The organism is Segatella copri (assembly GCF_019249765.2).
In the GTDB taxonomy this organism is placed as follows: domain Bacteria; phylum Bacteroidota; class Bacteroidia; order Bacteroidales; family Bacteroidaceae; genus Prevotella; species Prevotella copri_K.
Genome location: NZ_CP152484.1, coordinates 2,937,108 through 2,956,482 on the forward strand (window position 1 = coordinate 2,937,108; position 19,375 = coordinate 2,956,482).

Below are 19,375 nucleotides of genomic sequence, written 5' to 3' on the forward strand. Positions count from 1 at the left end.
GTTAAGTGTTGAATGTTAAATGTTAAGTAGCATTCTTGCTTATATATAATAAGGTGTAAATCATAGGACTTATGACAAAGATTGTTTATGCGCTGTTTTATGCAATATCGCTGCTGCCTTTCAGGCTGCTCTATTGCATTGCCGACTTCGAGTACTTCATGATGTATTACGTCATCAAGTACCGCAGGGGTATTGTGCGTAAGAATCTCACCAGCTCTTTTCCTGAGAAATCAGAAGAAGAGATTATCGACATCGAGAAGAAGTTCTATCGCTGGTTCAGCGATTACTTCTTCGAGGCTGTCAAACTGCTCAGCATCAGTGACAAGGAGTTGCACCAGCGATTCCAGGTCATCAACAGCGAGGAAGTGGAGCAATGTTTCCTGGAAGGTCAGAACGTGGCAGCTATCCTGGGCCATTACTGCAACTGGGAGTGGCTCTCATGCGTGGGTATCGAACTGCCCAAGTCACGCAAGATAGGCCTCATCTATCATCCTCTGCGCAACCAAGCCTTCGACGAACTCTTCAAGCGCATCCGTTCTCACGAGGAGAATGGCGTGGTGGTGCCCAAGAAAGAAATCCTCCGCTATCTGGTGGATTACAAGCGCAAGGGCATCATGAACATCTTCGGCTACATCAGCGACCAGGGTCCCAAGTGGGAAAACATCCACCTGTGGCTTCCTTTCCTCAACCATCCCGAAACCCCAGTATTTACTGGCGGCGAGAGAATCATGAGAAAGATGAACGATGCCGTGTTCTATGTAGAGATGTCCCGCCCTAAGCGAGGCTACTACACGGCAACATACAAACTCATCACCCGCAATCCGAACTCCCTGCCGGAGCACGAGATTACCCGTCGCTTCTTCCAGATGCTGGAAGAAACCATCCGCAAGAATCCACCTTATTATTTATGGACGCATAACAGATGGAAGCGAACCAGGGAGGAGTTTGACAAGCGATATGAGGTGGTGAAGGGGAAAGTTGTACCGAGAGAATAGAGTTGTTCCAAGAGAAATAGAGTTTATCTTAATAATAGAAAGGGTTACAAGATGATAGAAGCAAAAAGAGTACCTTATGGAGTCTCTGATTTCCTGAGAGTTATCAGAGAAAATCAGTATTACGTAGATAAGACTATGTATATTCCGTTGTTGGAGGCTCAACCCGACAACCTGATATTCATTCGCCCTCGCCGCTTCGGCAAGAGCCTGTTCCTCAGTATGCTCGAAGCTTACTATGACTGCAAGATAAAAGACCAGTTCCAGGAAATCTTCGGAGGTCTCTGGATTGGCAGTCAGCCTACCCCTCTACAGGGCAAGTATCAGGTACTGACGCTCGATTTCTCGCAGATAGGAGGAAACATCGACAACCTGGAAGAGCGCTTCAATTCGTATTGCAATATCTGCTTTGACGCTTTCATCAACAGATATGCACAATTCTATGATGAAGCAACCAGAAAGACCGTTCTTGCAGAGGATGTAGCATCCAACAAGCTTGCTACTATTCAAAAATACGCAAAAGAACAGAATTATCAGCTGTATCTCATCATTGATGAATACGACAACTTCACCAATACCGTGCTCAATGAACAGGGTGAAAAAGTGTATCATGCGATGACGCATGCCAGCGGTTTCTACCGCGACTACTTCAAGAAGTTCAAGGGCTCATTCGCCAAGATATTCATGATGGGTGTAAGTCCTGTAACACTAGACGATGTTACCAGCGGTTTCAACATTGGCTGGCATATTTCAACCAAGCCCGAGTTTGACAAGATGCTGGGCTTCAGCACAGAAGATGTACGAGCCATGTTTACCCGTTATCGCGATGCGGGACAGATTCCGGCAGATAGCGATATCGAGGCAATGATAGAAGAGATTAAGCCGTGGTATGACAATTATTGCTTCTCAGAGGCATGCTTAAACAGTAAGGTCAGGGTTTTCAATTGCGATATGGTGTTATATTATCTCCGTAATTACATGGACGATGGTAAAGCCCCTAAGCAGATGATAGACCCAAACACGAAGACCGACTACAACAAGATGAAGCGACTGCTCCAGCTCGACAAGCTAGACGGCAACCGCAAGGGCATCATCCGCAGGATTACGGAGGAAGGCAGCATCGTATCAAATCTATACGAAACCTTCCCAGCCAGCGAAATTGTGAAGCCGGAATACTTCCCAAGCCTACTGTTCTATTACGGCATGCTTACCATCAAGGATACTTTCGGCGACCAGTTGCTCCTGGGAATCCCGAACAACAACGTCCGCCGTCAATATTATGGCTATCTGCAGGAGCAATATCAGGAAATCAACCATATCAACCTGAATGAGTTTGGTTATATGCTCACCTGCATGGCGTTCTATGGAAAATGGGAAGATGTCTTGGGCTTTATGTCGAAGGCTTACGCCGAAGTGGCATCAGTAAGAGATGGCATCGAAGCCGAGCGCAACCTGCAAGGTTTCTTTATGGCATATCTCTACCTGAGCAGCTATTACATTACGGCTCCCGAGCTTGAATTAAATCACGGCTATTGTGATTTCTTCCTCTTGCCCGACCTGACCCACTATCCTACCAAGCATAGCTACATCATCGAACTGAAGATGTTGCCAGCCAAGGATTTTGAGGCAAAAGCCGAGGCACAATGGCAGGAAGCAGTAGAACAGATCAATCGTTATGCCGCAGCACCAAGAATAGAAGTCTTGCGCCAAGGCACGACATTGCATAAAATCATCATCCAGTTTGCTGGATGGGAAATGAAACGAATGGAAGAAGTATAAACTTGCACATCTAATCAATAGGCTATATGAAGGAAAGAAGATTATGATGCCGTGTTCTATGTAGAGATGACCTGTTTTTTCTACACATCTGCTCTTTCTACTGCAAATTTAGTCGCAATTGCGACATTTTTTGCAGTAACATTTGGAATATTCAATATAAATTCTTATCTTTGCACTGCAAAAACAGTCGCAATTGCGACTAAATTTGCAGTACGAATCATAAAAGGCAAAGAATTATGGCTATAGAAAGAAGAGAATATGTCAATCTACTCATGCAAAAAAGATGGAATGGGAAGGTTAAGATTGTCACAGGCATTAGGCGCTGTGGCAAATCTTTCTTGCTGAATACCCTCTTTAAGCAGAGATTGCTAGAAGAGGGAACTCCTGAAGATAGCTTTGTCGAGCTAGCATTGGACCGAAAAACCGACCTTCAATTCAGAAATCCCAATTTACTCTACGACTTCGTGCTAGAGCAAACCAAAGATACGAAAAAGAAGTATTACGTGATGATCGATGAAATTCAATTGTCATATAAGGTAAAGAACACGAATATCGATGAATCTTTAGTTCCAGAAGAAGACAAAGATATGCTATTTACAACCTTCTATGATGTTTTGAACGACTTGATGGTTCGGTCAAACCTTGACATTTATGTCACTGGTTCAAATTCCAAAATGCTATCAAAGGATATCGTCACCAATTTTAGAGACCGTGGCACAGAAATTAGAGTATCTCCTTTGTCCTTTAAAGAGTTTTTCTCATATTCTGGACTCGAAAAAACAGATGCATTTGAACAATACATCATGTATGGCGGTATGCCTTTAGCTGTATTGGAACCAGATGAACATGAAAAGGGCAAGTATCTTCAAGGACTCTTCACGAATGTATATATGAAAGATATTGTAGAAAGATACAAACTAAAAGACGATATAGTCCTGAGTGCTTTGGTTGATGCCCTTTCCTCATCAGTCGGTTCGCTGACTAACCCACATAAGCTGGCATGTACTGCGGCAACACTATTAGATAAGACCACATCAGACCATACCATCAAGAACTATCTTGACTACTTGGAAGATGCCTTTCTATTTAATAGTGCCAAAAGGTACAACATAAAAGGCAGAAAGTATTTTAATACGATTCAAAAGTACTATGCTGTGGATCTTGGATTAAGAAATGCCAAGCTAAACTTTCGTCAACAAGAGCGTTCACATTTGATGGAGAATATGCTATTTAACGAGCTCATTCATAGAGGCTACAATGTTGACGTCGGGGTTGTTGAAGTAGAACAGATGGTTGAAGGCAAACGCAAGAAAAGCCAATACGAAATAGACTTTGTCATCAACATGGGTAATGAAAAAGTATATATTCAATCAGCCCTCAATGTTGACACTCCCGAAAAGAAAGTGCAAGAAACGTTCTCGCTTCATAATACGGAGGACTTCTTTCGAAAATTTGTTGTTCTCGATGGTAGTCAAAAGATATGGAAAGATAATGACGGTGTAATATATGTCGGCATCATACCTTTTCTGCTAGAAGACTATTTAACTGTAAATTAAATCCATCCGCACAGACAAAACGAAAGAAGAATAAACATTCATTTTAAACTATCAGAATAAGAATGAGAAAGATTAAGATAAATCCTAAATACGAATATCTGAAAGACTTCCTAGAGAGCATCCCTGATGTTTTCGAGAAGGAAGGACGTGTGATTTATACGGGGCGCAACCTCATCAAGGTACTTACTGCACCAGATGGAACACAGGTTAACGTAAAGCGCTTTCATATACCACATGGACAAAACAAACTCATTTATTCCTGGAATATCAGGAAGCCAAAAGGTCAACGGGCATTCGAATATCCTATGATTCTGAAAAGAAAAGGTATCAATACTCCTGAACCTTTAGCCCTCATTGAAGAGCGTAACTTTCTGAATCTCTTAGGATATAGCTATCTTATCACCATCCAGTGTGACTATGGTCATACCCTCTATGAGATGGCAGATGCTAAGCCAGAAGAATATCAATACGTGGCAAAAGCTTTAGCCCATTTCGCTGCAGACATTCATCTGCATGAAATCCTCCATAAGGACTTTACACCAGGCAATATTCTCTGGAAACAAGATGAAGAAGGCTTCCATTTCATGCTGGTAGATATCAACAGAATGGATTTCGGACCAGTAAGTGAGAAGAAAGGACTTTATAATCTCAGAAGATTCTGGGGGCCCAAAGAATTCACCCGTATCTTAGTAAGCGAATATGCCTTGCTGCGCAACATAGATACCGACAAGGCTGTAGCCTATGTGATGAAAGAACGGGCTAGGTTCTGGACCAAATATGGAAAGAAGCACGAAATTCCATTCCAGCTAGAATTATAGTTCAAATATATCTCACTTCAAAACTATTGAATATGGAACAAAAAAGACTTTGTTATATTAGTCGCAACTATTATAACCTGACAAGCGCCGGCAATAAAGCAAAAACAGACAACGAGGATACGCTTGCAGAAATGGGAGCCATCAATCTTGGCTTGCCTCGCACTATCAGGAACAGTAAGATATTAGCATTCTTCCTGGACCTGATTGGCATCCTTCGTGCCTGTATCTTACTCCAAAAAGACGATGTGCTGTTCTTGCAATATCCTGTAAAAAAGTACTTTTCGTTTCTCTGCCATATAGCCCATCTGAAAGGAGCCAGAACGGTTTCTCTGATTCACGACCTCGGTTCTTTCCGCAGAAAAAAGCTCACTATCCAGAAAGAGATAAACCGTCTTTCGAACAGCGACTATATCATCGCATCAAACGAGAAGATGAAAGGATGGCTCAAAGAGCATGGGTTACAGAAGCCAGTTGGTGCCCTGGGCTTATTCGACTATCGTTCTGAATCAAAATGCTCGGAAGAAGCAACAGAAAGAGAACAGGTAAAGGTTGTCTATGCCGGAGCCTTGAGTATGAAGAAAAATTCATTTCTGATAGAACTTTCCAAGACATTGAGCCATTGGCAATTACTGGTTTGTGGAAACAAAGAAGGTCTGCAAGGTTTGCAAAACAATCCTCAGATTACTTACCAAGGGTTTGTACCGTCAGAGGAATTTATCAAGCACATAGATGCCGACTTCGGACTGGTATGGGATGGCAATTCTCTTGATGGCTGCTCGGGAGAATACGGGCAATACCTGAAATGGAATTCTCCTCATAAGGTATCCTTCTACCTCCGTGCCGGTTTGCCGCTCATCATCTGGAAAGAAGCTGCCGTAGCTCCTATCATCGAAGAAGCAGGAGCAGGTATAACCATTGGTTCGTTGGAAGAGCTGGATGACAAACTTGCCAATCTTACCACGAAACAGAAAAAGGAGATGAAAAAGCAAGCGGTAAATTTGGCACAGAAACTGAATAAAGGAAGTTTTCTGACAAAGACATTAAAAGAAATTAATTTTAGATAGAATGATTCAAGACAAGAAAGTCATTATAGCTATTCCTATATATAGGGATTTACGTGAAGAAGAGATTGTTGCTCTTGACAATAATCTCGAAATTCTACGTAATTATCCTACTGTACTGATAAAGCCTACAGGGTTGAATACTAATGCTTTAAAAGAAAGGTATCCACAAGTAGGAGAAATCGAAGTAAGTAATCAGTGGCTAGGAACCATTAATGGTATTATGGGATATAACGAAATGATGACATCTCCCGATTTTTATAGTTTATTCAGCGATTACGAATATCTCCTTATCTGTCAGACAGATGTATGGATATTCAGAGATGATCTCATGAAGTGGATAGATATGGGTATCGATCTTGTTGGTGCACCATGGCCTAACAGAAATATGTATCTGCACTTTCCAATGAAACAATATCTCCAACTGAAAGTAAAGTTAAAACCTGCTAACAAAAATCTCCATTGCCAAATGTTTGGCAGAATTGGTAATGGCGGGTTCTGTTTGAGAAAGGTAGAAGTATTCAAGAAGCTCTGCATCAAGTATGCCCAAGAAATTCAACTGTATAATTCTTTTGAAGATCCACTACACAATGAAGATATATTCTGGGCATTAGTTCCAACAGAACTTAAACTACCAACGATAGAGCAAGCTGCAGATTTTGCCTTTGACCGCAAGTTGGAACTATGCTATAAAATAAATAATAATAAGCTTCCTATGGCTGCTCACGGATATGACCGAAAACATCGAAAAGAATTTTGGTCAAAGTTTATTCCAAAAGAGGCATTTAAAAAACAATAAACAAAAAGTATATGGACAAGATTCTTACAATTATCATACCTACTTATAACATGAGTGAGTATCTTGATACTTGTCTAAAATCATTGATTATCAAAAGCAATCTATTAGAGGTGCTTATTATCAATGATGGAAGCAAGGACAATTCTTTGGATATAGCTAAAAAGTATGAGAAAAAATATCCACATATATTTAGAACTATAGATAAGCCAAATGGCAATTATGGTTCTTGCATCAATCGTGGACTAAAAGAAGCGACAGGAAAATATGTTAAAGTGCTAGATGCTGACGACAAATTCAATACTGAGTCTTTAATGAACTTGGTAGATATTGCCTCAAAGACAGATGTTGATGCATTTATAACAGACTTTTCCAAGTCTCATGTAAATGGCAAAGAAGATCATGTGACTTTTAACTTGCCAAGCAACCAAACATTGCAGTTTACAGACTATTGCTGTCATAAAGACATCATCAATCTTTGGATGCACGCCATTACATACAAACGCGAGAATCTGTTAGCTATCAATTACAAGCAAACTGAAGGTATTTCTTATACTGACCAAGAATGGATTTTTATGCCATTAACTACAATCAGAACGTTTAAGTATGTACCGGGAATTCTCTACATATACACATTAGGTCGTGAAGGGCAGACCATGTCTAACACATTCTCGGCAAAGCATTTCAAGGATAATCTCATATGTACGAGCCACATTTTAGACAGTTATGCTACACTCACCAATGTGAACTCTGCAATAAAAGATATGCTGGTCGAGAAGTTGTTTAAAAGAATAAGATACATATATAAATTCTATTTATTGAAGTGTCAACAGCCAGATTACACGATACTAACAGAATTAGATAAAAAACTAGAGATTACATGTCCAGAAGTATATGAACGTTCTAATCATATTATCATGAGTAGCCCACTCTTGTTATACAAGTATATCAAGCATTGGCGCTCCAATCCAAACAGTAAGTTATTACAGTTTATGATAAAAATATACAAAGGCAAAAAATCTCTCAAATAATAAAACAATGAAGATTTCACTAATCATATCCACGTATAATCGCCCCGAGGCTTTACGTTTGAGCCTTATGAGCGCAAAAGTTCAGACACGTATACCTGACGAAGTAATAATCGCAGACGATGGTTCTAAAGAAAATACAAGAGAACTTATAAAAAACTTCGCCAAAGATTTCCCATGTCCAATTCTCCATGCATGGCAAGAAGATAAAGGCTTTCGCCTGGCAGAGTCTAGAAACAATGCTCTTCGCATGGCCCATGGAGACTATATTGTGTTTATTGACGGAGACATCATTATGGAGCGTCATTTTATCGCAGATCATGAGCGCTTAGCTGAAAAAGGATATTTTGTTATAGGAAGTAGAGCTTCTTTAAAAAATAAGCTCACCCTTAAGCTTATCAAAGAAAAGAAGATAAATATCCCGTTTTACACTAAAGGCGTAAGACGGAAAGAAAATGCCCTATGGCTACCTTTTCTCACATTTTGTACAAAAAACCTTTACCACAAGCGTCGCTTCTATGGCAGAGGTGCCAATATGGCTATGTGGTTTGAGGATTTGCGCAAAGTAAATGGCTTCAACCAGGAGTTAATAGGCTATGGGTATGAAGATTTCGATCTGTTCAACCGTCTTTTCAATATTGGGCTAAAGCGAAAGTATGCTAAGTTCCAAGCTATAGAGTATCATCTCTTCCATGAAAGAGATAGCATTTGCTGCGAGAATGAACGCCACTTTCTTAAGGATATGAAAAGAACAAGATGCAAGAAAGGATTAAAAGAAATAGAATAACGATTTAAAATAGAAAGAAATGATTAATACGACTTCATTTTTGTTATCAATTATAATTCCATCCTATAACATGGAGGAATATATTGGAAACAATTTAAAAAGACTTGTTGCCACACAGCACTTAGATAAAATAGAAATTATTGTTGTCAATGACGGCAGCAAAGACAACACATCTGCTATTGCACACGAATACCAACAGCAATTTCCACAGAACATTATTGTTGTTGATAAAGAGAATGCACATTATGGTTCATGCATAAATAAGGGCTTAGCACTTGCTCGCGGAAAATATTTCCGGATTCTCGATGCTGATGATTTTTTTGAACCTGATGCATTAGACGCATTTGTTGAAAAACTGGAAACTTGTGATGCAGATCTTGTTGTTACACTCAGAACAGAAATAACAATAGACAAAAACGGAAAGGAAAAAACTAAAAAGTTCCCTATTGCCAATATTGAATACGGAAAGGTTTATGAGGCCTCAAGTTTTGTAATCACAGATTATTCTAAAAAAGTAGAATTCAACATGCATAGCATGACTTACAAGAGTAGTATTTTGCATAAAGTAGGTTTAGTACTTCCTACAGGAATCTGCTATACGGACCTGCTATATTGCCTTATACCTTTAAGTTCTATCAAAGACCTTATTGTATATGATATATATCTATATAACTATCTTGTAGGAAGAGAAGGAAATAGTACTAACGCTATAGCCTTAAAGAAGAACTTTTCTCATATTACAAAGGTACTTACATTGATGTTTGAATATCTTGACGCGCAAAAACAAGAATGTCTGACTCCAGCTATCAGACTCAATCAACTTAGATATATTGACGAAGCCGCAATTCTTTTTATGCAAAGCTTAAGATTCAATAAGCATATCAAAAAGGAAGATTATTCTAACATCACCGTAGTAATGAATTATTGCAGAAAATATGGAATAACAAATAAGTATATGAAGAAATATTATTTCCGTATATGGCAATTATTTAATACACGATTCTCGTTAAATTGCATGTTAGGCTGGTATGCCTTTACGCACCCATTTAGAAAAATATAACTTAGTTAGCGCAAGTATGAAGAAATATGATTATCTTATAGTTGGCTCCGGCCTCTTCGGAGCCACATTCGCTCACCTGGCTCATAAGCAGGGAAAAACTTGTCTGGTGATAGATAAGCGACCACATCTCGGTGGCAATATCTATTGCGAGAACATAGAGGGCATCAACGTACATAAGTATGGGGCTCACATCTTCCATACATCCAATAAAGAGGTGTGGAACTTCGTTAACTCTATCGTTGAGTTCAACCGCTACACCAACTCGCCTGTGGCAAACTACAAAGGCAAACTCTATAATCTGCCTTTCAATATGAATACCTTCTATCAGATGTGGGGCGTAACCACACCAGCAGAAGCACAGGCTAAAATTGATGAGCAGAAGGCAGAAGCCGTTGCTAAGATGAAGGCCGATGGCGTAAGCGAGCCTCGCAATCTGGAGGAACAGGCTCAGGTGCTCATCGGTAAAGATATCTATGAGCGTCTCATCAAGGGATATACCGAGAAGCAATGGGGACGAAAGTGTACAGACTTGCCAGCCTTCATCATCAAGCGACTGCCGGTACGCCTCATCTTCGACAACAATTACTTCAATGACAAATATCAGGGAATCCCTATGGGGGGATACAACAAACTCATCGATGGTTTACTTGAGGGGGCAGATACAAAGGTATCAGTTGACTTCTTTAAAGACGAGATAGAACTCCCAAACGGCAACAAGGAGGTACTGAAAGATCATTGGAAAGAGATGGCCTCTAAGCTGGTTTTCACAGGCAAGATAGATGAGTTCTACAACTATCAGTTTGGTAAGCTCAACTATCGCACTGTCCGTTTTGAGCAGGAAACCATCGACTGCCCTAACTATCAAGGTAATGCCGTGGTAAACTATACTGAGCGCGAAGTGCCATATACCCGAGTGATTGAGCACAAGCATTTCGAAATGTTCGGAGCAGAAGTCTATGAGACCCCGAAGACGGTTATCTCTAAGGAATATTCCACCGAATGGAAAGATGGCATGGAACCATACTATCCGGTAAACGACAAGGAGAATTCTGAACTGTATGCGCAATACAAGAACCTGGCAGACCAGGAAGAAGATGTAATTTTTGGTGGCCGCCTTGCCGAATATAAGTATTATGACATGGCACCAATCATAGAGAAAGCATTGGCTATATTCAAATAAAGCTATTCTGTAAAGCCCCTTCTACATTCGGAATATATTGGCTCAGGAGAGGTTGCCCGTAGATGGATAACCTCTCCAGAGCTACTTTAGTATTATAGAAAAAACCATATTGACTACAACGCCCAAAGGAACGAAAAGATTTTTCTCTTATTTTTCTTCTGATACATTTTGAGGAGTTGAATAATCCTTTGTCATCATCCCGTAAACGAGCTTAAACCATATCAGCACGCAAGGCAATGCCTTCAAGGCGTAAGGCTGCACGTAGTTCTTGCGGATGAAAGCAGGGAAAAGATCGGATGGCGACATGCTCGTCAGAATGAAGGCAAACACCATCAGCGCAACGTCCCAGCAGCGATTGATTCTGCATATTGGAAAACATATTCTCCATGTTCCTGCCCGCAAGGCTGACGTGCCACTCCTTATACTGGTCGATGATATACTCAGGACTGGTTATCGCCATCGGCAAGACAAAAAACAGGACAGCCCATCCTATCAATGCTGCCACAAACTTAACCTTGTGCTTGGAGAAGAAGAACGCCAAACCCACGATACCATAAAGCTTCACGAAGGTTCCTATCATGATAAAGCAGGCTGCCGTAATATCTTTCTCTTTCTCTATGCAATAGAACGATGCGATGATGATGCTGAAGAACGGACCATAGTGGTTCGAATCGAAAAACTCCGAAGGATACTGGGCATACAATGAAGTCTGATTCCAAGCATGCCAGAAAACATACTTGTATATCAAGAAGTTATTGCACTTGTAAATCTTGATCAATGCTGACACCACACCTAGAATCAACCAGAGCCCCAGCAAGGTGCGAGGGTCGCTGAAGAAAGGGCGACAAAAAAAACGCTTGATACCTGCCAGCCACTGGCTATTCTCCATTTTTGTACTATCCATTCTATCTGTCTTGTTATGAATTACTTTATTTAGTTGGCAAAATTTCGCAAATTCCACGTAATTAGCAAATAAATCCATATTTATTTTGAGAAATCAGTTTTTTAATATACCTTTGTCCCGATAATTAAAGAAAAAACAAAAAGATGAACATAGGATTCGATGCTAAAAGAGCGGCACAAAACCGCACGGGATTAGGCAACTACAGCAGGTTTGTCATCAGGATTTTGTCGGAGAAATTCGCCGGCAATCAGTATCATTTATATACTCCCAAGCCTCATCGCATGCCCTATCTCCAGGAGATACCAACAATCAAGCACCTGTTTCTCCATTTTCCTCCCCAAGGAATATGGAGCAGGCTCCGTTCGCTTTGGAGAGTTTGGGGTATCTCAAAAGATATACAAAAGGACGGCATCCAAATCTTCCATGGCTTGAGCAACGAACTTCCACTCAATATCGGAACTCCCGAGCAGCGAAAGATGAAGACGGGCGGCAAGGGATGCAAATACATCGTTACCGTTCACGACCTCATCTTTATCCATACTCCCCAATACTATCATTGGATAGACCGGCAGATATACAACTTCAAGTTCCGCCGTGCCTGCCAGTGTGCCGACCGCGTAATAGCCGTCAGCGAATATACCAAGCAGGAAATCATGCACTATTACCATACTCCGGAAAGCAAGATAGACGTGGTTTACCAGGGCTGCGACCCAGTTTTCTCACAGGAGATAGAAGCAGGAAAGCTGCAGGAAGTAAAGGCAAGATACCAGCTTCCTGATAAGTTTGTACTCTATGTGGGAAGCATCGAGGAGCGAAAGAACCTGATGCTGGTGGCGAAAGCCATGGCAGAACTGAACAGAAGAAACGGAAGTCAAGGAATTCAGAACCAGGCACAGGATCAGGCGGCAGCTGCCATCCACGTGGTAGCCGTTGGCCGCCGCACGGCTTACGTTGACAAGATACAGGATTTCCTTAAGACGCAAGGCATAGATCATCTGTTTCATTTCTATCATCAGGTACCTTATGCCGACCTGCCGTCATTCTACAAATGGGCATCCACCTTTGCCTATCCTTCCAGAATAGAAGGCTTCGGCATTCCGCTGCTCGAAGCCATCAGCAGCGGAGTTCCTGCCATCGGATGCACCGGTTCGTGCCTGGAAGAGGCTGGCGGGCCAAACAGCATCTATGTGAATCCTGATGATGCGAAAGGCATGGCTGATGCCATCTTGCGCACCTGCACGGATGAAAACCTGAGGCGGCACATGATAAGCGAAGGAAAAAAATATGCGCTCAATTTCTCCGACGAGAAGCTGAGCCACGACCTGATGAAAGTTTATGAGAACCTATCAGAATAAAGGTTCTCATAAACTTTCTATTCTAAACAATTTCTCCCAGCCCACTCTTCTCTTGAGCCGAATTACATTGGCAGCAATATCAAGGCGATATTTTTTAGATGAGACCACCACAAAACAGCGGATTATAGTTTTTTGAGAACTTGCTATATTAAGAGCCGAGCTTGCAATATTAAGCCGTGAACTTGCAATATTAAGCCGTGAGCTTGCAATATTAAGCCACGAGCTTGCAATATTAAGCCGTGAACTTGCAACCTTAGAGACCGGAACTTGCAATATTACTTGGTATATTTGAATCTGAACTTGGTATATTTGAATCTAAGCTTGGTATATTTGGGCTTAAACTTGCAACCTTAGAGCCGGAACTTGCAATATTACTTGGTATATTTGAATCTGAACTTGGTATATTTGAATCTAAGCTTGGTATATTTGGGCTTAAACTTGCAACCTTAGAGCCAGAACTTGCAATATTACTTGGTATATTTTAACTAGAGCATGGTATATTAGAGTCTGAGCTAGCAATATTAAGTCACGAACTTGCAACCTTAGAGACCGGAGCTTGCAACCTTAAAGACTAGAGCTTGCAACCTTAGACTAGAGCTTGCAACCTTAGAGACTAGAACTTGCAACCTTACGGAACGGAACTTGCAACCTTAGAGACCGGAACTTGCAACCTTACGGAACGGAAGTTTACAATATCCTTCTGTTTTTTTCGTCAATAGCACCCTTTTAGTGTCATGGTCGGTGTCAAAGAGTCAAAGTTCTGTGCCTTGTCTTATTTTTCCTTTAACTCTTCCGTATTTCACGTAAAAGTTCGCGTAATTGATTTTAAATTACGTGAAATTACGCGAACTGTATTCCGATGACTATCAGATAGTTAAGACATCTTCTCGGGTAATTCTCGGGTAATTCTCGGGTAATTCTCGGGTAATTTACGTCAACTTCCACACTCTTCTCTTCAGCCACAACGCCAAGATAGGGTCACTCATTTCCAGATGCTTAGGAGCTGAAATCGTGATCAGATCTTTCACCATCAAGGACTTCTTGAGGCGGGTTACATTGGCAGCAGTACCCAGGCGATAGGTTTCCAATATCGCCGTCTGGGTGAAACCGGTATGTACTCCATTAGTGATGGCATGCAGGAAATTCATCTGATAGGCTGAAAGGTCTTCGGTTTGCTGGATAAACAAGGGCTCACAGGCATCCAGCAACCGGTCTATTCCATATTTCAAGTCCTCTTCTGTAGCTGCAGAATCATCTTGCACGCGCAACCATACAAACCATGCCAACTGCTGTACATAAGAGGAATACCTATCTGTTACCTGACAGATTTCTCGAGCCAGCTCTTCAGAAATATGCTTGCCGGTAGATTCGAAACGCTGACAGATATACTCCACCCAGTCTTTCTCGCTAATTTTATTCAGATAGAAGAAATCACCAAAGCGATAGAATGGGTAACTGGCATTCTGGAACATCTGTTCCATCATGTGTTTCTTGCTGCCATAAAGACAGTAAGATACATGGCTCTGTAATTGCCATACGCTACGAAGTTTCTTCTGGAAAGTCAAGGAATCTGGAAAATCACCTATCTGCTGAAATTCATCGATACAGACTACTATATGACAACCTTTTGACCGAGCTATCATTTCCGGAAGTCTCAAAACCTCTTCTGTTGTATTGTTACCTGCATTATACTCCAAAACCAAAGAGAAATCTGTCAAAGGATCTTGCCCAATACTGATTTTCGGAACGAAACGACTCAAGAACACCTTGGCATTCTCTATCCATTCTTCCCATTTTGAAGAAGTAGCCCGAACCACGGCCGTGGCAAAAGCATTGATAAAATCATTCTCTGAGCGACAACCAAAGGCATCTATACGAGCTATCCTGATGTCTTCGCTCTCTACAAGCGAACACACCTTATCCACCAATGAAGTCTTACCCATACGACGAGGTGAAATCAATATCGTATTCACTCCATACGTAAAGTTCGCCTTCAGGCGTTCTGTTTCCTCTCTTCGGTCGGTGAAGGAATCTCCCTCCACACGAACACCGAATACAAACGGAGCTTCTTTACTTTTTCTCATAATCACTACCTTATTTTATACTATACAGCTTTTCTTCTGCAAAGATAGCAAAAAAAAACAAATTAAACAAGGTTGTTTTAAACAAAGTTGTTTAAAACTAGCATTTTTATTACGAATTAACTAATAGTCAATGGATTACGGGTAAGACACCAAAGAATTTAATGGGAATATTTTTAAAACACGGACAAATTGAATTTGTCCGGATGGTTGTCCGGCAGGCTTATAAGTACCAGGAAAACAACACGTTATGGCACTCCGGACAATTTGTCCGGACAAATTCAATTTGTCCGTATTATTTTTTTATGAGAAAGGAAGAAGAAGAAAAAGGGGATTACGGATTGAGACGAGAACCTGTTATCCGAGAAGCTATAACCTGGCACCCGAGAAACTATGATTTAGCACATAAGAACCTATGTTTTCCGACCCACAAAACTATGACTTAGATTTTTTAACACAATTTGCTCCAAATGGCTGCTGAATTTCGGACCTTATCACACACTCAAATTTGGCGGTTACAGAAGATAGTCGTATTTTTGCCCCCGTTTACCGGATATTCCGACAAGCTAACTTTTAAACATTAAATAATTATGGAGAATAAAAATTTAAGAAACATAGAGAACCTTTTAGCCGCTAAGGCAAGTACACAGCCTCTTTACGAATTCCCTGTAGACCAGCTTCCACTCGGTCTTCGCGACTCGCTCTCTGGCGTAGCCGCAGAGGCACGCGTGCCTGCCCTCTTCTCTGCCCTCCCTATTGCCGCAACCTACGCAGACCGTCTGAAGGCGAAGTATTGCGACGGCAGCGATACTCCGATGGCACTCATGTCTATCATCATCGGAGAGCAGGCATCAGGTAAGGGCGTATGCCGCCGCATTGAGAACATCTGGGCGAAGAAGATGGATAAGGACGATGAGAAACCTCGTGAGGATGAAGCCTGGTACCAGCAGCACAAGGGCAAGAAGGGTGTAGTGGATCCCAAACCTTGCATCCGTCACATTGGCGATACTATCTCGAAGTCGGCATTGATGCGTCGTCAGCTCTGTGCCGATGGCCATACCATGTATATGTTCAGCGAGGAGCTCGGTTCGATGAAGAGCGTATGGAAGGTGTTCGGCGACTACTTCCGTAAGGCGTTCGACCAGAGCGAGGTGGGTCAGGACTACATCACAGCCACCAGCGGCGTAACCCACGCCCAGCTCAACTTCTCCGGCTGCTGCACCCAGAACATCTTCCAGAAGTTCTTCACCGATGATAACATCGAGGACGGATCTTCTTCAAGAATGATGCTCGCCAAGATGCCCGATACCTCCTTCGCACCCCTCAGCCAGCACCACGGCTATACCGAGGAAGAACAGGCAAACATCCTCAAGGCAGTAACTCTCCTTGAACGTAGTCACGGCGTAATGGAGCTGCCCCGTATGTGCGAGGAGTTCTGCCAGTGGCTCGAAGCAAAGAGACAGCTTGCCCTGGCGAATGCCGACCGTGTGATGGATGTGTATCGTCGCCGTTCCGCCGTCATCGGCTTCCGTTGTGGCGTCATCTTCCACATCCTGGAACAGACCGGAGAGGAAACAGATGCCTGCATCCGTTTTGCCAAGGCTGTGGCCGACTACGTGCTCGCCATGCAGATGGAGATGTTTGGCTTGCGTCTCGACAAGCAGCAGCAGGACAACGAGGCAATCCCAGTCTATAAGTCTCGAAACACCCTGCTCTTTGCCCAGCTCCCTGAGCAGTTCACCCTCTTCGATGCCAGCCGTGAGCGTGGCGACGGAGCCAGTCGTGAAACCATCCGTAAGATGATAAGCCGTTGGACCAAGCGTGGTCTCTGCAAGAAGCTGAAAGGTGGCGACACCGAGATCTGGCAGAAGCTTACCCTCTCGGCATAAAGCACATCTACAATCCAGGCATAAAGCATCTTGAATCTCCTGAAACAGTAAATCCCCCATCACGCAGCCAAAGCGTGATGGGGGATTACTGTTTCTGATAATATCGTTTTTTTATTGCTGATGTCGCTCGATATATTCAGCTGCCTGGATATTCGAGAAGACATAGTTCTTCAAATCCTGGAACTTAGACTCCAGCTTGGTTTCCTTCAGATTGCCATTCGGCAACACATCATAGCAGAAACTGCGGTTCATCGACGGATTATAGACGAAGCAACGCTGATGATCTCTTGCCACAATCTGATTATCTGCCGAATAGAATACCATCGGGCGCTGCTGCTTCAGCAGATCCACGCCGAAGCCCTCGTACTCATAATTCAGATTCATCAAGCCGAAAAGCGTAGGCATCACATCCACCTGCATGCCCAAGCCCGCATACTGCTGCTGCGGAACACCAGGACCAAAAATGATGAGCGGAATATGGTTGTAAGACTGAGGCAACTCGCCCTCGCTCTTACCCACCAGCTTACCATGGTCTGCCTGAATCACGAATATCGTGTTCTTATACCAAGGCTCCCGGCTTGCCTTCTTCAGAAAGTCGCCTATCGCCCAGTCGGCATACTCCACAATCTGTGTTTCCTTCTCCTTGGTCTTCGGCTTGAAGAAATCAGGAATGATATATGGCGGATGATTGCTCACGGTGAGGATGGTAGCCATGAAAGGCTTGCCCGTCTTCGCCTTCTGGTTGATGGTGTTGAGGGCGTAGCCCATCTCGAAATGGTCGCTCACACCAAAACTGTTCACCACCTCGCTCTTAGGATAATTCTCCTGAGAGAAGATGTCATCGTAGCCATTGGTCTGGAAGAAAGCCTTCATGTTGTCATACTGTGCCTCGTGAGTCATGAAGAACATGTTCTCGTAGCCATACTTCTTCAACACCGTGGCGATACCCTTGCGGCGTGGAGTTACCGTTCCCTTCATCAGGTTTCGGAACATGAGAGCAGGGAAACTGTAGAGCGTAGCCGTCATGCCATGGTTGGTATGGATGCCGGCACTATAAAAGTGGGTGAACGCCAGGGAATGATGATAGAGCGAATCGAGCGTTGGGGTGAGCGGCTGCTGATTGCCGAAAGTACCCAACAGGTTTGCCGACATCGACTCCATCAGTATCACCACCACGTTAGGATGATTCTTCTTCGCAGGAGATTGACCCCTCTTCATCATCAGGGAATCGTTCACCACCTCACGCTTCAGAATATTCGTGCTATCCACCTTTCCCATAATACCCAGCCACTGGCGGGTATTCGTGATAGCCTCAGCGTATGGCATGAGATGCAACTCCTTGTTCTCCTTGCGCATATCGTCGAGCGCAGAAGTAAGGAGATTGAATGCCGGATTGATGCCGAGCTGGTTGAGAAAAGAATCCTCGCAATAGTAAGCCTGGCTCACCTTGATAGGGTTATAGCCCATTCTGCCACGGATGCCGAAGAGGCAGGCACCTATCAGAGCCAAGGAAATGAAGAAACGTGCTCCCACCAGCACTAGGTGCATATTGTCCTTAGGCAGAAGGAAGAGCCCCTCGAAGTAGCGGCGCAGACGGACGAGCGCATAGATAAACGCCCCCGTAAACACGAAATAGAGAGCGATATAGAGCCAGTAGGAAGACTCCTGCAAGAGCATGCCCGATGTGGTGGCTACATAGCCGAACCACCCGAAGATGCTGGAATTGATGTTCTTGAAGAAATACTGGAAATAAGGAGTATTGGCTGCCGAAGGCATGAAGGCGATGGCAAACCATGCCGCATACCAGATGTTGATGCCACGCAGCAAATGGCGATGACACCACCCCAGGCTGGCTGCTATCAGGAGCACAGCCACAGGCAATACCGAAATATAACAAGCTATGACATTATCAAACCATACACCCTTGACAAACGCCATTACCCTACTCGCCTCTGCATCTACAATCATGCCATGCAGGGCGATAAATTCTACCAATCTGAACAGAGTCATCACCAGCAATGCCAATACATGCACCGAAAGGAGATACCCAAAAGCCTTAAAATATCGTTTCATTTTTATTCTACTTTAG

14 protein-coding genes and 1 pseudogene are annotated in these 19,375 nt (G+C 42.8%); 12 read left to right on the forward strand and 3 right to left on the reverse strand.

Annotated features, from left to right (window positions below; translation table 11 throughout):
- Positions 1-71: 71 nt before the first annotated feature.
- The 10 genes from KUA46_RS12525 (at position 72) to glf (ending at position 11,057) form a co-directional block, all read left to right on the forward strand.
- A complete protein-coding gene (locus tag KUA46_RS12525; protein WP_218487204.1) occupies positions 72-995 on the forward strand; it encodes a lysophospholipid acyltransferase family protein in 924 nt (307 codons plus the stop codon).
- Positions 996-1,046: 51 nt separating this feature from the next.
- Entirely contained in the window at positions 1,047-2,771 is a 1,725-nt protein-coding gene (locus tag KUA46_RS12530; RefSeq protein ID WP_218487203.1) for an ATP-binding protein, read from the forward strand.
- A 236-nt stretch (positions 2,772-3,007) separates the two neighbouring features.
- Positions 3,008-4,327 carry an ATP-binding protein gene (locus KUA46_RS12535; protein ID WP_218487202.1) on the forward strand — a complete coding sequence of 440 codons (1,320 nt, stop codon included), beginning with the start codon at positions 3,008-3,010 and terminating at the stop codon, positions 4,325-4,327.
- Positions 4,328-4,389: 62 nt separating this feature from the next.
- The gene (locus KUA46_RS12540) at positions 4,390-5,145 is read left to right on the forward strand and encodes a lipopolysaccharide kinase InaA family protein (RefSeq protein ID WP_217746109.1); all 756 of its coding nucleotides are present in this window, start codon (positions 4,390-4,392) and stop codon (positions 5,143-5,145) included.
- A gap of 32 nt (positions 5,146-5,177) precedes the next feature.
- A complete protein-coding gene (locus tag KUA46_RS12545) occupies positions 5,178-6,209 on the forward strand; it encodes a galactofuranosyltransferase (protein ID WP_218487201.1) in 1,032 nt (343 codons plus the stop codon).
- A 1-nt stretch (position 6,210) separates the two neighbouring features.
- On the forward strand, positions 6,211-7,005 hold the full coding sequence (locus tag KUA46_RS12550) for a DUF5672 family protein (protein WP_153082788.1): 795 nt from the start codon (positions 6,211-6,213) through the stop codon (positions 7,003-7,005).
- Positions 7,006-7,016: 11 nt separating this feature from the next.
- On the forward strand, positions 7,017-8,033 hold the full coding sequence (locus KUA46_RS12555) for a glycosyltransferase family 2 protein (protein ID WP_218487200.1): 1,017 nt from the start codon (positions 7,017-7,019) through the stop codon (positions 8,031-8,033).
- A 7-nt stretch (positions 8,034-8,040) separates the two neighbouring features.
- Positions 8,041-8,817 (forward strand): glycosyltransferase family 2 protein, encoded by a 777-nt coding sequence (locus KUA46_RS12560; RefSeq protein WP_218487199.1) that lies wholly within the window; start codon positions 8,041-8,043, stop codon positions 8,815-8,817.
- Positions 8,818-8,836: 19 nt separating this feature from the next.
- Positions 8,837-9,877, forward strand: a complete 1,041-nt coding sequence (locus tag KUA46_RS12565; protein WP_153082794.1) for a glycosyltransferase family 2 protein — start codon at positions 8,837-8,839, stop codon at positions 9,875-9,877.
- Positions 9,878-9,893: 16 nt separating this feature from the next.
- Positions 9,894-11,057: a UDP-galactopyranose mutase gene (gene glf / locus KUA46_RS12570; protein ID WP_217326467.1), complete on the forward strand. Its 1,164-nt coding sequence runs from the start codon at positions 9,894-9,896 to the stop codon at positions 11,055-11,057.
- A gap of 147 nt (positions 11,058-11,204) precedes the next feature.
- On the opposite strand, the pseudogene KUA46_RS12575 reads toward glf, so the two are convergent.
- Positions 11,205-11,946, reverse strand: a pseudogene (locus KUA46_RS12575) (glycosyltransferase 87 family protein).
- A gap of 158 nt (positions 11,947-12,104) precedes the next feature.
- On the opposite strand from KUA46_RS12575, the gene KUA46_RS12580 reads away from it, so the two are divergent.
- Entirely contained in the window at positions 12,105-13,316 is a 1,212-nt protein-coding gene (locus KUA46_RS12580) for a glycosyltransferase family 4 protein (protein ID WP_217326468.1), read from the forward strand.
- Between the two features lie 929 nt (positions 13,317-14,245).
- Here the strand turns inward: KUA46_RS12580 and KUA46_RS12585 are convergent.
- Positions 14,246-15,400, reverse strand: a complete 1,155-nt coding sequence (locus KUA46_RS12585; protein ID WP_218487198.1) for an AAA family ATPase — start codon at positions 15,398-15,400, stop codon at positions 14,246-14,248.
- 587 nt (positions 15,401-15,987) lie between these two features.
- On the opposite strand from KUA46_RS12585, the gene KUA46_RS12590 reads away from it, so the two are divergent.
- Positions 15,988-17,286, forward strand: coding sequence for a hypothetical protein (locus KUA46_RS12590; RefSeq protein WP_218435200.1), 1,299 nt, complete (start codon positions 15,988-15,990; stop codon positions 17,284-17,286).
- Between the two features lie 111 nt (positions 17,287-17,397).
- On the opposite strand, the gene KUA46_RS12595 is transcribed toward KUA46_RS12590, so the two are convergent.
- On the reverse strand, positions 17,398-19,359 hold the full coding sequence (locus KUA46_RS12595) for an LTA synthase family protein (protein WP_218487197.1): 1,962 nt from the start codon (positions 19,357-19,359) through the stop codon (positions 17,398-17,400).
- Between the last annotated feature and the right edge of the window lie 16 nt (positions 19,360-19,375).

What these genes read in the sequence shown, in the direction of transcription:
- KUA46_RS12590 (WP_218435200.1), top strand. Translation starts at nt 15,988, where the DNA reads ATGGAGAATAAAAATTTAAGAAACATAGAGAACCTTTTAGCCGCTAAG.
- KUA46_RS12565 (WP_153082794.1), top strand. Translation starts at nt 8,837, where the DNA reads ATGATTAATACGACTTCATTTTTGTTATCAATTATAATTCCATCCTAT.
- KUA46_RS12535 (WP_218487202.1), top strand. Translation starts at nt 3,008, where the DNA reads ATGGCTATAGAAAGAAGAGAATATGTCAATCTACTCATGCAAAAAAGA.
- KUA46_RS12530 (WP_218487203.1), top strand. Translation starts at nt 1,047, where the DNA reads ATGATAGAAGCAAAAAGAGTACCTTATGGAGTCTCTGATTTCCTGAGA.
- KUA46_RS12545 (WP_218487201.1), top strand. Translation starts at nt 5,178, where the DNA reads ATGGAACAAAAAAGACTTTGTTATATTAGTCGCAACTATTATAACCTG.
- KUA46_RS12580 (WP_217326468.1), top strand. Translation starts at nt 12,105, where the DNA reads ATGAACATAGGATTCGATGCTAAAAGAGCGGCACAAAACCGCACGGGA.
- KUA46_RS12585 (WP_218487198.1), bottom strand. Translation starts at nt 15,400, where the DNA reads ATGAGAAAAAGTAAAGAAGCTCCGTTTGTATTCGGTGTTCGTGTGGAG.
- KUA46_RS12525 (WP_218487204.1), top strand. Translation starts at nt 72, where the DNA reads ATGACAAAGATTGTTTATGCGCTGTTTTATGCAATATCGCTGCTGCCT.
- KUA46_RS12540 (WP_217746109.1), top strand. Translation starts at nt 4,390, where the DNA reads ATGAGAAAGATTAAGATAAATCCTAAATACGAATATCTGAAAGACTTC.
- glf (WP_217326467.1), top strand. Translation starts at nt 9,894, where the DNA reads ATGAAGAAATATGATTATCTTATAGTTGGCTCCGGCCTCTTCGGAGCC.
- KUA46_RS12550 (WP_153082788.1), top strand. Translation starts at nt 6,211, where the DNA reads ATGATTCAAGACAAGAAAGTCATTATAGCTATTCCTATATATAGGGAT.
- KUA46_RS12560 (WP_218487199.1), top strand. Translation starts at nt 8,041, where the DNA reads ATGAAGATTTCACTAATCATATCCACGTATAATCGCCCCGAGGCTTTA.
- KUA46_RS12595 (WP_218487197.1), bottom strand. Translation starts at nt 19,359, where the DNA reads ATGAAACGATATTTTAAGGCTTTTGGGTATCTCCTTTCGGTGCATGTA.
- KUA46_RS12555 (WP_218487200.1), top strand. Translation starts at nt 7,017, where the DNA reads ATGGACAAGATTCTTACAATTATCATACCTACTTATAACATGAGTGAG.